Source organism: Kitasatospora sp. GP30 (genome assembly GCF_029892145.1).
GTDB classification, from domain to species: Bacteria; Actinomycetota; Actinomycetes; order Streptomycetales; family Streptomycetaceae; genus Kitasatospora; species Kitasatospora acidiphila.
Genome location: NZ_JARZAH010000037.1, coordinates 44166 through 59423, shown reverse-complemented (window position 1 = coordinate 59423; position 15258 = coordinate 44166). Strand labels below are relative to the sequence as shown.

The following is a 15258-nucleotide window of genomic DNA, read 5'->3' as shown; positions in this document are numbered from 1 at the left end:
GCAGACATGTCCGGCACCCATCCGGCACGTATGGAAGGAAGACCCGTGCCACAGACCCAAGCTCACAAGAACCGGCCGGGACTGACCCTGTTCGCAGCCTGCCTCGGCTTCGTCGTCGTCATCCTGGACGTCAGCGTCGTGAACGTCGCGACCAAGGCGCTCGGCACCGACTTCGGTGGCAGCCTGTCCGGCCTGGAGTGGGTGATCAACGGCTACACCCTCACCTTCGCCGCCTTCCTGCTGACCGCCGGAGCCATGGGCGACCGCTTCGCCCCCAAGCAGATCTTCATGGCGGGCTTCGCGCTCTTCGCCGCCACCTCGCTGGCCTGCGGCGCCGCCCCCTCGATGGTCGCCCTGATCGCCGCCCGCGTGCTCCAGGGCATCGGCGCCGCGATGATCGTCCCGTCCTCGCTGTCCATCGTGAACAGCAACTTCCCCGAGCCCGCCGCCCGCACCCGCGCGGTGAGCCTGTGGGCCGCGGCCGGCGGTCTCGCCCTCGCCCTCGGCCCGGTCGTCGGCGGTGTGCTGGTGGACGCGCTCGGCTGGCGCTCGATCTTCTACGTCAACATTCCGATCGCTATCGTCGGCATCGTACTGATCCGCGCCTACGCCCGCACCGCGCCCCGTGACCGCTCCCGCCGCCGCTCGCTCGACCTGCCCGGCCAGCTGCTCGCCGTGATCGGCCTGGGTGCCTTCACCGGCGCCATCGTCGAGGCGAACACCCAGGGCTGGACCTCGGCCACCGTGCTGACCTGCCTGATCGTCACCGTCCTAGCCGTCGCCGGCTTCATCACCATCGAGCGCCGCAGCAGCGACCCGATGCTGCCGCTGCAGCTCTTCAGCCGCAAGACCTTCACCGCCACCTCGCTGATCGGCGTGCTGCTCAACTTCGCCTTCTACGGCCTGATCTTCATCTTCAGCCTGTTCTTCCAGGAGACCTGGAAGTACTCCCCGATCATGGCCGGCCTGGCGTTCCTGCCGATGACCGCCGCCGTGATGGCCGCCAACCTGTCCTGCGCCCGGCTGGTCAAGCGGTACGGCGCCCGCGCCGTGCTGATCACCGGCAGCACCCTGGCCACCATCGGCTACCTGGGCATCGTGCCGGTCGTCGGCTCCCGGTCGTACGTCGAGCTGATCGTCCAGTTCCTGATCGCCGGCTTCGGCATCGGCCTGGTCGTGCCGTCCATGACCAACGCCATGCTCGGCTCGGTCGACCCGACCAACGCCGGCATCGGCTCCGGTGTCCTCAACGCCTCGCGCCAGCTGGGCGGTCTGATCGGCGTCGCGGTGATGGGCCTGCTGGTCGGCTCGGCCGCCTCCAGCCACTTCCTGAGCGGGCTGCGCGCGGCCCTGATCGCCGCCGGCATCGCGCTGGCCCTCTGCGGCGTGCTGAGCGCCTACGGCGTGCGCAAGGCGAAGGTCGCGCAGGCGCCGGCCGCCACGCCGCAGGCCGTCCCCACCGCCGCCAACGCCCGCTGATGCCGACCCCGATGACACCAGCGCCCGCTGACGACGCCAACCCCCGCTGATCCGCCGCCCTTTGAGGAGCTGCCGCCATGCCCCACCTCGTCCTCGAGTACTCCGGGAACATCCGGGAGGCCGTAGACCCGGCCGACGTCCTCGGAAAGCTGCACGCCGCGCTCACCGACGCGGGCGGCTTCCGGCACCAGGACTTCAAGAGCCGCGCCGTCCGGATGGACCGCTACTTCATCGGTGACGGCAGCTACGAGCAGTCCTTCGTCAACCTCGACATCCGGACCTTCGCCGGCAAGTCCGCCGAGGTCCGGGCGGCGGTGAGCGAGGCCGCCTTGGCGGTGCTCATCGAGGCGTTCGCCACCACCCTGCGCGAGACCGCCTGCGACATCTCGGTGCAGATCACCGACCTGGACCGGACCAGCTACGCCCGCTCCCGCTCCGCAGACCACCAGATCCCCCGCGCTGCCTGACATCCGTTCTCTGCAAAGGAGTTGAGATCACCCCATGAACGCCACCACCGCCGTCGACGCATATGCCGGCCAGCGGGTCCTGATCGTCGGCGGCACCTCCGGCGTCGGGCTGGCCACCGCCCGCGAGTTCGCGGCCCAGGGCGCCCGGACCGTCATCGCCTCCCGCAGCCGGCCGAAGGTCGACGCGGCCCTCGCCCAACTCGCCGGCCTCCCGGGCACGGTGACCGGCCACACCCTGGACATCCGGTCGGACGGCGACGTCGAGCTGTTCGCGGCGTCCAGTGGCAAGTTCGACCACGTGGTGGTCAGCGCCGCGCAGACCCCGACCGGCCGGGTCGACACGCTGCCGCTCGGCGAGGCTTATGGCGCGATGGACAGCAAGTTCTGGGGTGCGTACCGGATCGCCCGCAGCATCGGCATCAACGCCTCCGGTTCGCTCACCCTGGTGTCCGGCTACCTCTCCCAGCGCCCCGGCAAGGCGGCAGCCCTGCAGAGCGCCATCAACGCCGCCCTGGAGGCCCTGGTCCGCGGCCTCGCCCTGGAGTACGCGCCACTGCGCGTCAACGCCGTCTCCCCCGGCACGCTGGCCACCCCGCTGTGGGACGGCCTGGCCGAGGCGGACCGCGAGCGCCTCTACCAGTCGGTGGCCGAGCGCCTGCCGGTCGGGCGGATCGGCACGGCGGAGGACATCGCGCAGGCGGTGCTGTTCCTTGCGGGCAACGGATTCGCGACGGGGACCACGCTGTTCGTGGACGGGGGTGGGCGGATCGCCTGACGACGCACCACGGGCGTGTTGCCGTGGCCCGGAGCAGCTCCCCCACGCTCCGGGCCACGGCGTTCTTCCTTTTGGCGAGAGCTAGTTCAGACCGAACGTCTGCTGCTGCTCGGACTCCTCGTTGACCTCCAGGCCGTCCGCCGTCGCCGTCAGGTGCGAATGAGTCACCGCGCGCCCTCGAACCTCACGACGCGCCCGCGGTCACCGCCTTGCACCCGAGGGTGCGGTCACACCACGCGGCCCTCCCGCAGAATCCGCCATCCTCCGTCCGATCAGCGGTCTACGCTACGTACATGCCGCGCTGCCCACTGTGGCCACTGTGGCCGCTTGAGGAGGATTCCCATGTCATCGCCGTCATCGCCGCAATCGCCCTGTGACCCCGAATACGCTTCCGCCGGCGATGTGAGCGCGGCGCTGATGGTGATCGACTCCCGGCTCAAAGCCATCTACGACGGCAGCACCGAGACCGACAGCGAACAGCAGAAGATGGTCGACCAGTTCACCGCGTCCTTGGGCCCGGCCGGCTTCGATGAGCTGCTGGACGGCGCGTGCACGCTCATCTACACGTTCATGCACTGGCTGCGGATGGCCTGCGAGGACCACGACGAGGACGTCATCGAGCACGTGGTGCCCGCCCTCGTGGGCACGATGCGCATGATGCCCAGGACCTTCCGCCCCGAGATCATCCCCACCATGGCCGGGATGCTCATCGCCGCAGGCACCGGTCTGAGCCCCAAGCTGTGGCGCGCGCAGTACGGAGACTGGACCAGCGCCGAGATGAACCCCCTGGAAGCCACCACCGTCCTGCTCGCGGAGCACGTCAACCGGATCGCTGGCGACGACCGCGACTTCGCCACCCGCCTGATCGCCGAGGCCCTGTCCAAGGCGGACCAGGACCAGGCCTGATCTGCGACCTCACCGGCCGGTCTGGCTTCGCTCCCCCTCGCGCCGGAGCGCTTCCTCGATCGCCTGCTCGATGAGCCGGGCCCGCTGAGCCGGAGGGCTCCTCTTGACCAGGGCACTCATCCGCTGGGCCGCCTCCGTGCCCGGCAGGATCCCCACCAGGAGCAGCGGCAACAGCAGGCGCCGAGCCAGCAGTTCGTTCGCCGAGGTCACCTGCGGCCGGCGCACGACCGACACATTGACCCGGATGGCATGCTCGTTGCCCCACGGGACCCCGGCCCGGTCCGTCTCGATCGCGGCATAGCGGAAGCCATGCGCCAGAGCGCACGCCGAGCACCCAACCGGCCCCCGACTGAGCCGCCCACCGCACTCGGAACAGACCAGCCTGTCCAACGCGGCATCCACCACCCGCCAGTCATGCCGTTCGGGTTCCGCCACTACCATCTCGGCGAGGACCTTGGCCTCCTGGCTGCTGCTGACGCCCCACCCAGCCAGAAAGGCGGACCACTCCCCCTCCACAATGCCGTCCACCAACTCCCGGCAGGCGGTACAGCCCGGCGCCCCGCCGTACTCATACCCCCCACACTCACCACAGCGGCGCAGGGGTGCTCCGACCGCGGGTCGTGCCATGGCTCCCCTCCCATCGGTGATGGACCATCGGTGGTGGGCCATCGGTGGTGGGCCATCGGTGGTGGGCCATCGGTGGTGGACCGACATCAACAACCCAGGCGGCCGGCATCCTTGACGGCATTCAATGTGCCGGAGGCCCTGCCTCTATGCGTTCACCGGCCCGTGATCACCCGGACGAGACTCCCGTTCGATCAACAAGCGCCCGGCACGACAACGGCTACTTACTCGTCGGGGTGCGCCGGCAGGGCGAGCCAGCGCGACCAGGAGATATCGCGGCCGACGAAGCGCGGCTGCTCGAACGGCCAGTCGGCGGCGATCCACTGCGGCACCAGCGCGTCCAGGGCCTGCTCGACCGTGCTGCCGACCAGCTCGTCCACCACCCACCAGGAGATCTCGCCGTCCGCGCCGGCCTTCTCCGGTGGGTCGATGTAGACGCAACCGAGCAGGGCCGTCTCGGCCGCATCGAACAGTGCGTAGTTGAAGGACTGGTGTGCGGCGATCTCCTTCTCGTGTCGCAACAGATCGGCCTGGTCGGCCTCGTAGGTCATGGTGGCCGCGGGCCAGCCCCAGGCCGGGCCGAAGATGGTCCACAGCCGCTCGCGCGAGCCCATCACGGCCGGATAGTCGAGCGGGGTGTCCGCTTCCCGGATCGGCCTCAAGTGATGGCCGCCGCCCGGCAGCGGCACCAGGACGGGGTGGACGAAGTCATCGGGAAGCCAGCTCATGGCGCCCGACCGTAGCACCGCGCGGGCTTCCGCTCCCCTGGATTTCCTCCGTACCGATTTCGTTCGGCTGCCTGCGCTTCAGCGACTGTCCGCCGCCGACCGCTGAACTGCCGACCGCCGACCGCGTCAAGGACGCTGACAACCGCCGTTGGGACTCGGCCGCAGCCGCGACCGCGTTCGCCGCTACCTCGTCGCTGGAGGATCAGCGGAGTTCGACGGTGATGCCGACGCGTGCGAGCAGCCGAAGGATGTCGTCAACGTATGGCGTCTCACCCGCCGTGTCCACGGTTACCGCAGCGAGCGCGCGCCGGGCCACCTCGGCGTCGTGCCAGACCAGGGTGAACGGCGAGGGCGGCAGATCCCCGCCGCACGGGCAGCCTCGCAACGTGTGCCAGCACTGGGAGTAGTGGCCGCCGGGGCCCGCGACCGCTTCGCCGATCGCGCACACCAGGCCCGGCACATCGATGACATGCCGGCCGTCAAGGTGCCGTACGGGGTCGGGCAGGGGCCGGCCGGCGCCCTGACGGGCGGCGGCGAAGGCGGCCCACTCGGCCCGGCCCTCAGACGGGAACGCGGCCCACGCACCGGGCTCGGTCGGCGGCCCCTCGAACCAGGCGTCCCACACCGGTCGGGATGCCGGCACGGGCCGGACAGCGGGGCCCTCGCTCAGCCATAGGTCCAGCAGCGTCCCACCGAGCACGGACGGGCGGGAGGCGACGACCTGCAGCGGCATGTGCTCCTGTTGGCGCATGACTTGGCCGGTTCGGTCCACGGCGAGCAGCGTCACCCGGTCGCCGTCGCCCCGCGGGCGCACCAGCCGGCGCAGCAGCCTCTCACCGGGCTCGCAGCCCATCAGCCGCATGGGCGGCGATGCGGGGAAGGGCCGGTCGCCGTAAAGGCTTTCGACCCGGAGGCACTCACCGAGGCTCCCTCCGCCCCCTCCGTTGAACAGCCGCCATTCGGCGTCCGCAGGCTCGCCGCGCCACACGGGGCCCTCGACTTCGGCCTCGACGACCAGGTCGAACAGGGACGTGCCGAGCGTTGAGGGCCTGCAGCCGATCAGGACGGGGGCGAATAGCTCCCAGTGGTCGTCGTCGTAAGCGTCGTACGGGCCGCCCTCGGGGTCGGCCCCAGGCACGGGGAAACCCACGATGAGGCCGAGCGCCCCGAGGTCGATGGGCTCGCCGGACCGGTGCCGGGCGCGCTCGGCCGCCTTGAGCAGTCGACCGGTCGGGGCGCAGCCCACGAGCGTCAGCCGTTCCCGGCGCAGGGCCGGTTCAACGAACAGGCCGTCGACCTCGGCGCAGCGCGCCCACACGATCAGCTCACCGTCCCATTCCTCGCTGACCAGCACGTACTTGAGCGGCAGCGCACGCCCCCAGGTCCAGACGGCCTCCTCAACCACCACCGCGTACGTCCCCCTGGCTTCTCTGTTCTGCCTGCTTACCGCTCCCTCAGCCTGCCACCTCGGAGCCCGAGCGGAGGCGGTGGGGCTCAGGTCGGGCGCTCGTACCGTCAGGTGATCAGCCAACCAGCCGGCCGGGGCCGCTCGGTGTGTCGAGCCACACCCGCTGGTCGGCGCCCGCGACGGTGACGCCGTACCGGTCGCGGGGATCGCCCCTTTCTCCCACTGTCCTCTCATTGCCTCACCTGATCGTCAGGACGCTGTCCGAGCCGCCCTGCCGATGCTCGGCGCTGACCGCTGAATACGGTGGAGGTGGTTGACGCCCAGTGAGAGGACGAGAAGACGTGGATGTGTATCAGGCCGTGGACAGCCGCCGGGCCGTACGGGCGTTCAGCGGTGACCCGGTGCCCAAGGACATACTCGAACGAGTGCTGGCCGCAGCAACGAGGGCTCCGTCGAGTGGGAACCTCCAGCCGTGGCACCTGTACGTCGTGGCCGGCGAGCCCTTGGCCGAGCTGAAGAGGCGCGCGACAGCCCGGGCACTGGCGGGAGATCCGGGTGATGAGCGGGAGTATCCGATGTACCCGGCCGACCTCGCCTCGCCCTATCAGGACCGCTTTTCCGCCGCAGCCGCCCAACGGTACGAAGCGCTGGGAATCCAACGTGACGACCCTGACCGGCCCACGAAGATCGCCGCCTTGAACTCGGAGGCGTTCGGGGCGCCCGCCGTACTCTTCTGCTACCTCGACCGGACGATGGGCCCCGGACAATGGGGGGACGCGGGGATGTACCTGCAGACGGTCATGCTGCTGCTAAGGGCGGAAGGGTTGCACAGCTGCCCCCAGGTGATGTGGACGATGTATCGCAAAACCGTCAGCCAGATGGTCGGAGCCAGTGACGGGCTGGTCCTGTTCTGCGGTGTCGCGGTGGGGTTCGAGAAGGAAGGTGTGCCACGGCTGCGCACCGGGCGGGCGGAGATGGCGGAAACAGTGAGCTTCATCGGGGTGTGACCGCTAGGTGGTCGAGATCCACTCGGTAGGCCCTGATCGTTCGGTGGTCGGCCGAGCAATCAGCTGCGGCCGCTCGGCGTAGCCGGTCATGAGCGGGCGACAATCCGGTGCACTGTCCGGCCAGAGGACGCGCTCGTCGACTCCTCGTTCAGCAGCAACTCCGTTCCTGCCAGGGCCTCGTGGACCGCTCGCAGCTCGATGGGAGCAGTGCGGCCCGCAGATCGTCCGGCGGCGGCTGCTCGTGCCACTGCTCGGCGAAGACGGCGGCGTCGCGGTCGTAAGCACCCAGCGTTGTCGAGTCCATCGCCTGCGCCTCTCCACGATCCGACTACGTCTCAGTTCAGCTGCCAGCATGGGTAGTCGAGCATTCCCATCACCCGAGTTGACCGGAGTTCCCCATGACCGCTCTCCTGATCCTCAACTACGACGTGACCGACCCGCAGCGCCTCGATGCCTACCGGCAGGCGGCCACCCCCGTCCTTCTCGGCCCCGACGGCGGCCAGTTGCCGGCCGGCACGGACCAGACGGTCCACCTGCGCGAGGGCGGCCGGCCGCCGGGCGGCACCCACACCGCCGTGCTGCGCTTCCGCGACGCCGAACAGGCGCGCGCCGTCTACGAGTCGGCCCGCTAGCAGGAGCTGCTGGACGAACGGCTGGCCGCCACTGTGCCGTTCACGGCGATGATCGTGCCCGAGCTCTAACCGGCCAAGGCCCGCCTGACAGTTCGGCGACCTTCCTGTTACGCGCCTGCGACGCAAGATCACGAACCCTCAGCCGGGCACACCACGTGATGAAGGGAGTAAGCACAAGCGCCCGTTCGGAGGGGGAAGCAGTCATGAGGATCACCAAGGCGGCGGCGATCGCGGCGAGCACGGTTGCGCTGGCGATGGGGGCGGTGGCCTGCAACGACGACGGCTCCTCCAGCGCAGCCAAGCCGCCGGCGTCCGCCGCTCCGACCGCCACGCCGACCGCCGCGCACTCGGACGCGCCGAGCACCTCCGGCGGCACCGGCGGCAGCGCCACCACCGGTGGCGGGACGGGCTCCGGCGGCGGCACCGGGGGCTCCGGCAGCGGCGGTGGCAGCAGCACGGGCGGCTCCAGCAGCGGAGGCAACGGCAGCAGCGCCAAGCCCGTCCCCGCCGCAAGCCGCTGCCGCACCGACGAGTTGAAGGCCTACATCCAGCTGGAACCGCCGATCGGCAAGCTCAGCTCCGGTCTGCTGAAGCTGTCCAACGTCGGCAAGCGCAGTTGCGAAGTCACCGGCTACGCGGGCCTGGGCGGGCTGCTCGCCGACAACAGCCGGCTGTCGCTCAACACCACCCGTGTCCCGCTCCCGTTCCCGCCGACCGCCGACAACTCCACCATCATCAAGTCCGGCGACAACGCCTTCGCCGGCCTCAAGTGGAGCCCCTGCGACAAGGCTGACACCACCTGCCACGTGCTGGCCGGTCTGGTCGTCACCCCGCCGGACCAGACCACCCAGCTGACCGCCGACGTCACGGGCCTCGACAACAAGCCGGTCGAGCAGCTGACCGTCTCCGCCACGGGCATCACGGTCGGCACCCTGCAGCCCACGGTGGGCGTGCTCTTCCAGAACTGACCAGCCCTGGAGGGAGCAAGCCCTCCTGGGCACCGCGGCAGCCCAAGGCGTTTGCGGCCAGTCGAAGGCGAGGCGCCTCACCGTGCCAGCCAAATTGCCTGGGCGCCTCAGCACAGTGTCTCGATAGCATCGGGCCATGCCCAACCTGCAACGCCTGCACGCCGACCACGCCCCGGCAGTCCTGGCCTTCGAGCTGGCGAACCGGGCCTACTTCGCCGCCTCGATATCCGACCGCGGCGACGACTACTTCAGCCACTTCGCCGACCGGTTCAGTGCCCTGCTGGCCGAGCAGGAGAGCGGCCTGTGCGCCTTCTACGTGCTGGTCGCCGACGATGGCTCGGTGCTCGGCCGGTTCAATCTGGTGGACATCGAGCACTGCACCGCCGAACTCGGCTACCGGGTCGCACAGCACGTCGCCGGCCGCGGTGTGGCGACCGCGACCGTCCTGGAGCTCTGCCAACTGGCCGCGACACAGCACGGCCTGCAGACCATCAAGGCGGGCGCCTCCCATGAGAACACCGCCTCCCAGCGGGTGTTGGCAAAGGCCGGATTCCTCCCGATCGGCCCGGCCGCCCCCGGCGGCAAGCCAGGCACCTGGTACCAGCGCCACCTCCTCCCGCCCGCCTGACGGCGGTTCGGCGACCTGCCCGCCATTGGCCTGCGGCGCGAGACCAAGCCCCCGACCGGGCATTGATGACACGCAGTGCCATCTGGTAGCACTGCGTGGGGCGCCGTTCTACCGTGTACGACATGACGGCACAGCCAGAGATCACGCAGTCCGATCTGCGGAACAGGTCCAAGGAGATCCTGGACGCGGTCCAGGCGGGCCAATCGTTCACGGTCACTCGTGACGGGCACCAGATCGGCGAGCTCGTGCCGCGGCGACCGTCCAGGCGCTTCGTCTCTCCGCAGGAATTCACAGCGATGTCCCGCAGCACGCCGACCGTCTCGCTCGAAGCCTTCCGCGCCGACCAGGATGCCACTGCCGACCAGTACCTGGATGATCCAGATGACCGGTGAGCTCAAGCACCACAAGTAGGAACTGCTCAACATCGTCATCCTTGGAAGACGTACTCACCATGGTGCCGGTGCCCCAGCCGCAGGTGCTCCACGACCGCTGACAGCGACGCGGGCGTCGGCTCGAAAGCGGACGTGGATGTGGACGTCGGCGTTGGTGTCGGCGTGGGTGTCAGATCACCCCGGTCCGCAGGGCGTGGACCACTGCGTGGGTGCGGTTGCGCAGGTTCAAGCGCGTGACCACGCCATGGACCACGCTCTTCACCGTCCGCTCCGAGTAACTCAGTTTGGCGGAGATCTGCTTGGTGCTCAGCCCGTCGGCGAGGAAGCGCAGCACCTCGACCTCGCGGTCCGAGAGGCCGGCCAGATTCAGGCCGGCCGGGGCCAGTGCGGTGTCCCGGATGGCGCGGATGTGGGCGATCAGGGACTGCTGCACGCCCGCCGACTCGTCGCGAGGCCCGGCGGCAGCCTCGTGGACGGCGCGCCTGATGTCGTCGAACCCGGCCTCCTGGCGGTTGAGGTAGCTCACCAGGCCCAGATCGATGGCGCGCAGGATGTGTTGCTCGGGGAAGTCGGCCGCGACCAGCACCATCGGCAGCACGCCGTCGGGCGTCTCATGCTGCACCCGTTCCGCCCGGGCCAGCGTGTCGGCGGTTACCTCGGCCGCTAAGACCAGTAGCACGTCGGCCGGTTGGCCCCACCGCCAGTAACTCGCGGTGATCTCCTTGCATGCGGAGAGCCACCAGACGGCTCCCTCGCCGGTCACCGGATCGTTCGCCAACACGGCCACGGTGACGGTTTTCACGGACTTGTCGGTCATCGGCGTTCCCCCCGCCAGGTTCGGCGGCGATTTCCCGGTCAGGAATTCGCCTGCGATCGATGCGGCGGAACGGCGGATCCGCCGTCCGCCCGCACCACCCATTATGCGCCGCAATTCCCGTCCTGCTGACTGACCGTCAGTTTCTCGCCAGTCCGCTCCCCGTCGCACTGTCGTCCGCCGCCTCGCCATCCGGTTCTACGGCCGACGGTCAGCCGGGAGTTCACGAGCGTTCACAGTCAATCAACGGGCAGGCCGGGGCCCCGGAATCCCATGGGCAGTGGGCCCTTCCCCAAGGGGCGACGAGGGCCCATCCCGCCGCTGAGCAGGGCATGAACGGCTGCCGAACGCTGGCCTCCCTGCAACCCAGCGCCCCGCCAAGCCGCTGCCCAAAGGTGCAACCCTCCCTGCACAAAGGGGTGGGACGGCTTGCGTCCGCTCTCCGGATCCGTTCATCTTGGGACCGCTGCGAAGAACCGCAAAGCGCTCTGCGGCCATTGCGGCGGGGCCCAATTGACGCCCTTCCACCAACTCCCTTGAAGCGAGAGAAAGGCCGCGCCATGACTGGCCGAGGACAATCGGCGGAGAATGCGCCGCAGCAGGCAACGGAAACCGCGTCCGGCCGGAAATCGCCCGAGGAACTGCGGGCCACCATCACCGGCATCTGGCAGGACGTGCTGCGCCTGGACGGCCTCACCGCCGAGGACAACTTCTTCGAGCTGGGCGGCCATTCACTGACCGCCTCGCAGGTGATCTCCCGGATGCGGCAGGCGCTGCGCGTGGAGGTCCCGCTGGCGGCCTTCTTCGAGCACCCGACCATCGCCGAACTCGCGCTCTACACTGCGGGCTTGGAGACCAGTGATGCCCGGTAGCACTCAGGAGTCCCGGCCCGGGTTCTCAGCGCTTTCGGCGGCCCAGCAGCGGCTGTGGTTCTTCTGGCAACTGCGGCCGGACAGCAGCGACTACCACGTGCCCAAGGCCACTCGGCTGCGCGGTCCGCTCGAACTCCCGGCACTGGAACGGGCGGTGACGCGGCTGGCCGAGCGGCACAGCCTGCTGCGGGCCACCTTCCCGCTCCGCGACGGTGCACCCGTGCTGCGGATCCCGGCTGCCACCGCACCCGTGCCGCTGCCGGTCACCGATCTGACCGACCTGCCGGAGCCGGCCCGGGAGCAGGCGCTGGCCGAGGCCGTCGACCGGCTCGCCCTGGCGCCGTTCGACCTCCGCGAGGGGCCGCTGTTCCGCGCCGGGCTGGTCCGACTGGCGCCGCAGGAGCATGTGTTGGTGCTGTCGTTCCACCACATCGTGGTGGACGGCTGGTCGCTTGGCATCGTCGAACGCGATCTGGCCGAGGACTACGCCGCCGCGCTCGACGGCACGCTGTCTCCCTCCCCGCTACCCGAACCCGCGCATGACTACCGGGACTACGCGGCTGCCGAGCGTGCGCCGTCGGCCGCCGAGCGCCGCACCGTGGCAATGGCCTACTGGCGGCGCGAGTTGGATGGCGCCCCCAACTCCCTTGAGCTGCCCACTGACTGGCCGCACCCCAAGGTGGCGAGCAGTGCCGGCGGCGCCCGTCGGTTCGGTCTGCCGCCCCAACTCGCCGAACAGGCAGGCCAGCTGGCCATCAAGAGGCGGGTCACCCGGTTCGTGGTACTGCTAGCCGCCTACGCCGCGTTGCTGGGCCGGTTGGCCGGCACGGACGAGGTGGTGGTCGGGGTACCGGTGAGCGGCCGCACGAGGTTGGCGGACGAGGGGCTGGTCGGGCTCTTCGTCAACATGCTGCCGCTGCGGGTCCGGCTGCGGCCCGAGTCGACCTTCGCCGAGCTGCTGCACCAGGTCCGCGACACCTTCCTGGCCGGCCACGAGTACCAGGATCTGCCGTTCCAGCAGCTGGTGGAGGAGCTGGTCGAGGAGCGGCTGACCTCGCGCCACCCGGTCTTCCAGAGCGTCTTCACCTACGAGGACCAGGCCGGCCCCGAGCTCGGGCTGCGCGGGCTGGCCGCCAGCGCGGTACCGGTCCGGATCGACACCGCCAAGTTCGAGCTGACCCTGCATGTGGCGTTCGGCTCCGACGCGGCCGAAGGCTGGATGGGTTACCGCGGTGACCTCTTCGCACCCGAGACCGCCGATCTGCTCGGCGAGCGGTATCTGCGGATGCTGACTGCGGCGTTGGCCGCGCCGGACACTCCGCTCGCCCAACTGCCCGTGCTGGGTGCGCGGGAGGAGCGGCGACTGCTGACCGCTGCGGGGGTCCCGCCGGTGCCCGTCGACGACTGCGTGCACCGGCTGATCGAGCGCCGGGCCGCGGCGCAGCCGTCGGCCATCGCGGTGCGCACCGCGACCAGCGAACTCAGTTACGCCGAACTCGACCGGCAGGCCGGCCTGGTGGCGGCCCGACTGGTCGCCGAGGGAGCCGGGCCCGGCAGCCTGGTGGCCGTCTGCCTGCCGCGCGGGCCAGAGCTGGTGATCGCGGAGCTGGGAGTCCTCAAGAGTGGCGCCGCCTATCTGCCACTGGACCCGGCAAACCCGCGCGGGCGGCTGGCCGCTGTGCTTGCGGAGGCTGCGCCGATGGCGGTGGTGACGGACCGCCCGGATCTAATAATGCCCATTAGGACGGGGGAGTCGGGGGCGGGGGCGGGCTCGGGCGCGCTGACTGCTCCGGCGGGCGGCGACGCGCTAATAGTGGGCATTAGGCCGGGCTCGCCGGGGACAGCGCCGGACGTCACGCCGGTCGCCGGTGGTCGCGGCCGCGACGGAGGTGGCGGTGACGGTGTCCTAATAATGGCCATTCTTACGCCGCCAGCAGCAGCACCGAACGCCGCATCAACCGCCGACGGTGCACTAATAATGCCCATTAGGACGGGCGCGCCCAACGCAGCACCGGACCCCGCGCCAGCCGACGCCGACGCACTAATAATGCCCAGTATTACGCCCCCACTCGCGCATCCCCCCACACCCCCAAACAACCTCGCCCCCGCCGGACCCACCCCCACCGATCTCGCCTACGTCATCTACACCTCCGGCTCGACCGGCACCCCCAAGGGCGTGATGATCGACCACCGGGCGCTGGCCAACCTGGTCGCCTGGCACCACCAGGAGTTCGGCCTGACCCCTGGCGACCGGACCACCCTGATCGCGGCCCCCGGCTTCGACGCCTCGGCCTGGGAGATCTGGCCGGCCCTGGCCGCCGGGGCCACCCTCGAAGTGCCGGACGCAGCCACCGTGCTGGCCCCGCGCGAGCTGGCCGGCTGGCTGGCCGAGCGGGCGGTCACCAGCTGCTTCGCGCCCACCCCGCTGGTCGAACGCCTGGCCACCGCCCCCTGGCCGGCCGGCGCCCCGCGCACCGTCCTCACCGGAGGCGACCGCCTGCACGGCCTCGGGGCAGGCGAGCTGCCGTTCCGCCTGGTGAACAACTACGGCCCGACCGAGTGCACGGTGGTGGCCACCTCGGGAACGGTCACCCCGGACGACCGCGGCGCCCTGCCGGACATCGGCCGCCCGATCCCGGGTGTCGACGCCTACGTGCTGGACGCGGAGCTGCGCCCGGTGCCGGTCGGCGTGGCCGGCGAACTGTACCTGGGCGGCGTCGCCCTGGCCCGCGGCTACCTGAACCGCCCCGACCTGACCGCCGACCGCTTCGTCCCACACCCCTTCGCCACCAACTCCCCCGGCGCCCGCCTCTACCGCACCGGCGACCTCGTGCGCTGGCGAGCCAACGGCACCATCGACTACCTCGGCCGCAACGACCACCAACTCAAAGTCCGCGGCTTCCGAATCGAACCCGGCGAAATCGAAAACGCCCTACGCACCCACCCCGGGGTCCGCGACGCCGTGGTGGGTCTGGACGGCGAGGCGCTCACCGCCTACCTGGTGCCCGCCGACCCGACGACCCCGCCCGACCGCGCCGAGCTGCACGAGGAGTTGACCGGCCGCCTCCCCGGCTACATGCGCCCGCAGGACTACCGCCTGCTGCCCGCACTCCCGTTGACCGTCAACGGCAAGGTGGACCGCGCCGCGCTGCCCGGCCAGGGCACCCCGCTGGTGGTCCAGCCGACCTCCGGTGGCGGCCAACTCACTCCGCTGGAACAGCAGATCGCCGAGGTCTGGGCGGAGGCGCTGGGCCACCGCGACTTCGGCACTCAGGACAACTTCTTCGACCTCGGCGGCCACTCGCTGCTGCTGGCCGGCGTCCGGGAGCGGCTGGCCCGGGAGTTGGCGCGCGAGTTGGGTGTCCTCACCCTCTTCGAGCACCCCACCATCGCCGCCCTGGCCCGCCATCTGGCAGCAGCCGACTCCCCGGCGCCCGCCACCCGCCAACAGGCGCCCGCCATCCGCGAGGCGGCGGCCGCCCCCGCCGCCGCCCGGCTGCGCCGCGGCACCGCCCGACTCAAGGCGCTGCGCGCCCAGCACACCCGGAAGGACTGACA

16 protein-coding genes are annotated in these 15258 nt (G+C 70.5%); 11 read left to right on the top strand and 5 right to left on the bottom strand.

Annotation, left to right across the window (positions count from 1 at the left end; translation table 11 throughout):
- The first annotated feature begins 45 nt into the window (after positions 1-45).
- The 4 genes from P3T35_RS32845 (at position 46) to P3T35_RS32830 (ending at position 3627) form a co-directional block, all read left to right on the top strand.
- Entirely contained in the window at positions 46-1479 is a 1434-nt protein-coding gene (locus P3T35_RS32845; RefSeq protein ID WP_280708864.1) for an MFS transporter, read from the top strand.
- 77 nt (positions 1480-1556) lie between these two features.
- Entirely contained in the window at positions 1557-1946 is a 390-nt protein-coding gene (locus P3T35_RS32840; RefSeq protein WP_101383267.1) for a 5-carboxymethyl-2-hydroxymuconate Delta-isomerase, read from the top strand.
- 34 nt (positions 1947-1980) lie between these two features.
- The gene (locus P3T35_RS32835) at positions 1981-2721 is read left to right on the top strand and encodes an SDR family oxidoreductase (RefSeq protein ID WP_101383266.1); all 741 of its coding nucleotides are present in this window, start codon (positions 1981-1983) and stop codon (positions 2719-2721) included.
- Between the two features lie 342 nt (positions 2722-3063).
- On the top strand, positions 3064-3627 hold the full coding sequence (locus P3T35_RS32830; RefSeq protein ID WP_101383265.1) for a hypothetical protein: 564 nt from the start codon (positions 3064-3066) through the stop codon (positions 3625-3627).
- Positions 3628-3636: 9 nt separating this feature from the next.
- Here the strand turns inward: P3T35_RS32830 and P3T35_RS32825 are convergent, their stop codons facing one another.
- From P3T35_RS32825 to P3T35_RS32815, 3 genes are all read right to left on the bottom strand, one after another.
- Positions 3637-4155 carry a hypothetical protein gene (locus P3T35_RS32825; protein WP_101385415.1) on the bottom strand — a complete coding sequence of 173 codons (519 nt, stop codon included), beginning with the start codon at positions 4153-4155 and terminating at the stop codon, positions 3637-3639.
- Between the two features lie 320 nt (positions 4156-4475).
- Positions 4476-4979: a GNAT family N-acetyltransferase gene (locus P3T35_RS32820; RefSeq protein WP_101383264.1), complete on the bottom strand. Its 504-nt coding sequence runs from the start codon at positions 4977-4979 to the stop codon at positions 4476-4478.
- 202 nt (positions 4980-5181) lie between these two features.
- Positions 5182-6387, bottom strand: a complete 1206-nt coding sequence (locus tag P3T35_RS32815) for a hypothetical protein (RefSeq protein ID WP_101383263.1) — start codon at positions 6385-6387, stop codon at positions 5182-5184.
- Between the two features lie 341 nt (positions 6388-6728).
- On the opposite strand from P3T35_RS32815, the gene P3T35_RS32810 reads away from it, so the two are divergent.
- The gene (locus tag P3T35_RS32810) at positions 6729-7394 is read left to right on the top strand and encodes a nitroreductase family protein (protein ID WP_101383262.1); all 666 of its coding nucleotides are present in this window, start codon (positions 6729-6731) and stop codon (positions 7392-7394) included.
- 148 nt (positions 7395-7542) lie between these two features.
- Here the strand turns inward: P3T35_RS32810 and P3T35_RS32805 are convergent, their stop codons facing one another.
- Entirely contained in the window at positions 7543-7698 is a 156-nt protein-coding gene (locus P3T35_RS32805; RefSeq protein WP_280708856.1) for a hypothetical protein, read from the bottom strand.
- Between the two features lie 94 nt (positions 7699-7792).
- Here P3T35_RS32805 and P3T35_RS32800 point away from each other — a divergent pair, with 94 nt between their 5' ends.
- The 4 genes from P3T35_RS32800 to P3T35_RS32785 all read left to right on the top strand — a co-directional run bounded on the left by P3T35_RS32800 (position 7793) and on the right by P3T35_RS32785 (position 10014).
- Complete coding sequence (locus P3T35_RS32800; RefSeq protein WP_101383261.1) at positions 7793-8026, top strand: DUF1330 domain-containing protein; 234 nt, start codon at positions 7793-7795, stop codon at positions 8024-8026.
- A 203-nt stretch (positions 8027-8229) separates the two neighbouring features.
- Positions 8230-8994, top strand: coding sequence for a DUF4232 domain-containing protein (locus tag P3T35_RS32795; RefSeq protein WP_180356699.1), 765 nt, complete (start codon positions 8230-8232; stop codon positions 8992-8994).
- Between the two features lie 136 nt (positions 8995-9130).
- Positions 9131-9622: a GNAT family N-acetyltransferase gene (locus P3T35_RS32790; protein WP_101383258.1), complete on the top strand. Its 492-nt coding sequence runs from the start codon at positions 9131-9133 to the stop codon at positions 9620-9622.
- Between the two features lie 122 nt (positions 9623-9744).
- The gene (locus P3T35_RS32785; RefSeq protein ID WP_101385414.1) at positions 9745-10014 is read left to right on the top strand and encodes a type II toxin-antitoxin system prevent-host-death family antitoxin; all 270 of its coding nucleotides are present in this window, start codon (positions 9745-9747) and stop codon (positions 10012-10014) included.
- 169 nt (positions 10015-10183) lie between these two features.
- Here P3T35_RS32785 and P3T35_RS32780 read toward each other — a convergent pair whose 3' ends face one another.
- Positions 10184-10933: a response regulator transcription factor gene (locus P3T35_RS32780; protein ID WP_280708852.1), complete on the bottom strand. Its 750-nt coding sequence runs from the start codon at positions 10931-10933 to the stop codon at positions 10184-10186.
- Between the two features lie 455 nt (positions 10934-11388).
- Here P3T35_RS32780 and P3T35_RS32775 point away from each other — a divergent pair, with 455 nt between their 5' ends.
- Positions 11389-11700: a phosphopantetheine-binding protein gene (locus P3T35_RS32775; RefSeq protein ID WP_101383257.1), complete on the top strand. Its 312-nt coding sequence runs from the start codon at positions 11389-11391 to the stop codon at positions 11698-11700.
- The gene (locus P3T35_RS32770) at positions 11690-15256 is read left to right on the top strand and encodes a non-ribosomal peptide synthetase (RefSeq protein WP_101383256.1); all 3567 of its coding nucleotides are present in this window, start codon (positions 11690-11692) and stop codon (positions 15254-15256) included. The genes P3T35_RS32775 and P3T35_RS32770 overlap by 11 nt, the downstream gene beginning before the upstream one ends.
- Positions 15257-15258: the final 2 nt, after the last annotated feature.

Bases quoted from the DNA above. Each gene is read 5' to 3' on its own strand.
- P3T35_RS32840 (WP_101383267.1), top strand. From the start codon at position 1,557: ATGCCCCACCTCGTCCTCGAGTACTCCGGGAACATCCGGGAGGCCGTA.
- P3T35_RS32835 (WP_101383266.1), top strand. From the start codon at position 1,981: ATGAACGCCACCACCGCCGTCGACGCATATGCCGGCCAGCGGGTCCTG.
- P3T35_RS32830 (WP_101383265.1), top strand. From the start codon at position 3,064: ATGTCATCGCCGTCATCGCCGCAATCGCCCTGTGACCCCGAATACGCT.
- P3T35_RS32820 (WP_101383264.1), bottom strand. From the start codon at position 4,979: ATGAGCTGGCTTCCCGATGACTTCGTCCACCCCGTCCTGGTGCCGCTG.
- P3T35_RS32805 (WP_280708856.1), bottom strand. From the start codon at position 7,698: ATGGACTCGACAACGCTGGGTGCTTACGACCGCGACGCCGCCGTCTTC.
- P3T35_RS32800 (WP_101383261.1), top strand. From the start codon at position 7,793: ATGACCGCTCTCCTGATCCTCAACTACGACGTGACCGACCCGCAGCGC.
- P3T35_RS32795 (WP_180356699.1), top strand. From the start codon at position 8,230: ATGAGGATCACCAAGGCGGCGGCGATCGCGGCGAGCACGGTTGCGCTG.
- P3T35_RS32790 (WP_101383258.1), top strand. From the start codon at position 9,131: ATGCCCAACCTGCAACGCCTGCACGCCGACCACGCCCCGGCAGTCCTG.
- P3T35_RS32785 (WP_101385414.1), top strand. From the start codon at position 9,745: ATGACGGCACAGCCAGAGATCACGCAGTCCGATCTGCGGAACAGGTCC.
- P3T35_RS32780 (WP_280708852.1), bottom strand. From the start codon at position 10,933: ATGGGTGGTGCGGGCGGACGGCGGATCCGCCGTTCCGCCGCATCGATC.
- P3T35_RS32775 (WP_101383257.1), top strand. From the start codon at position 11,389: ATGACTGGCCGAGGACAATCGGCGGAGAATGCGCCGCAGCAGGCAACG.
- P3T35_RS32770 (WP_101383256.1), top strand. From the start codon at position 11,690: ATGCCCGGTAGCACTCAGGAGTCCCGGCCCGGGTTCTCAGCGCTTTCG.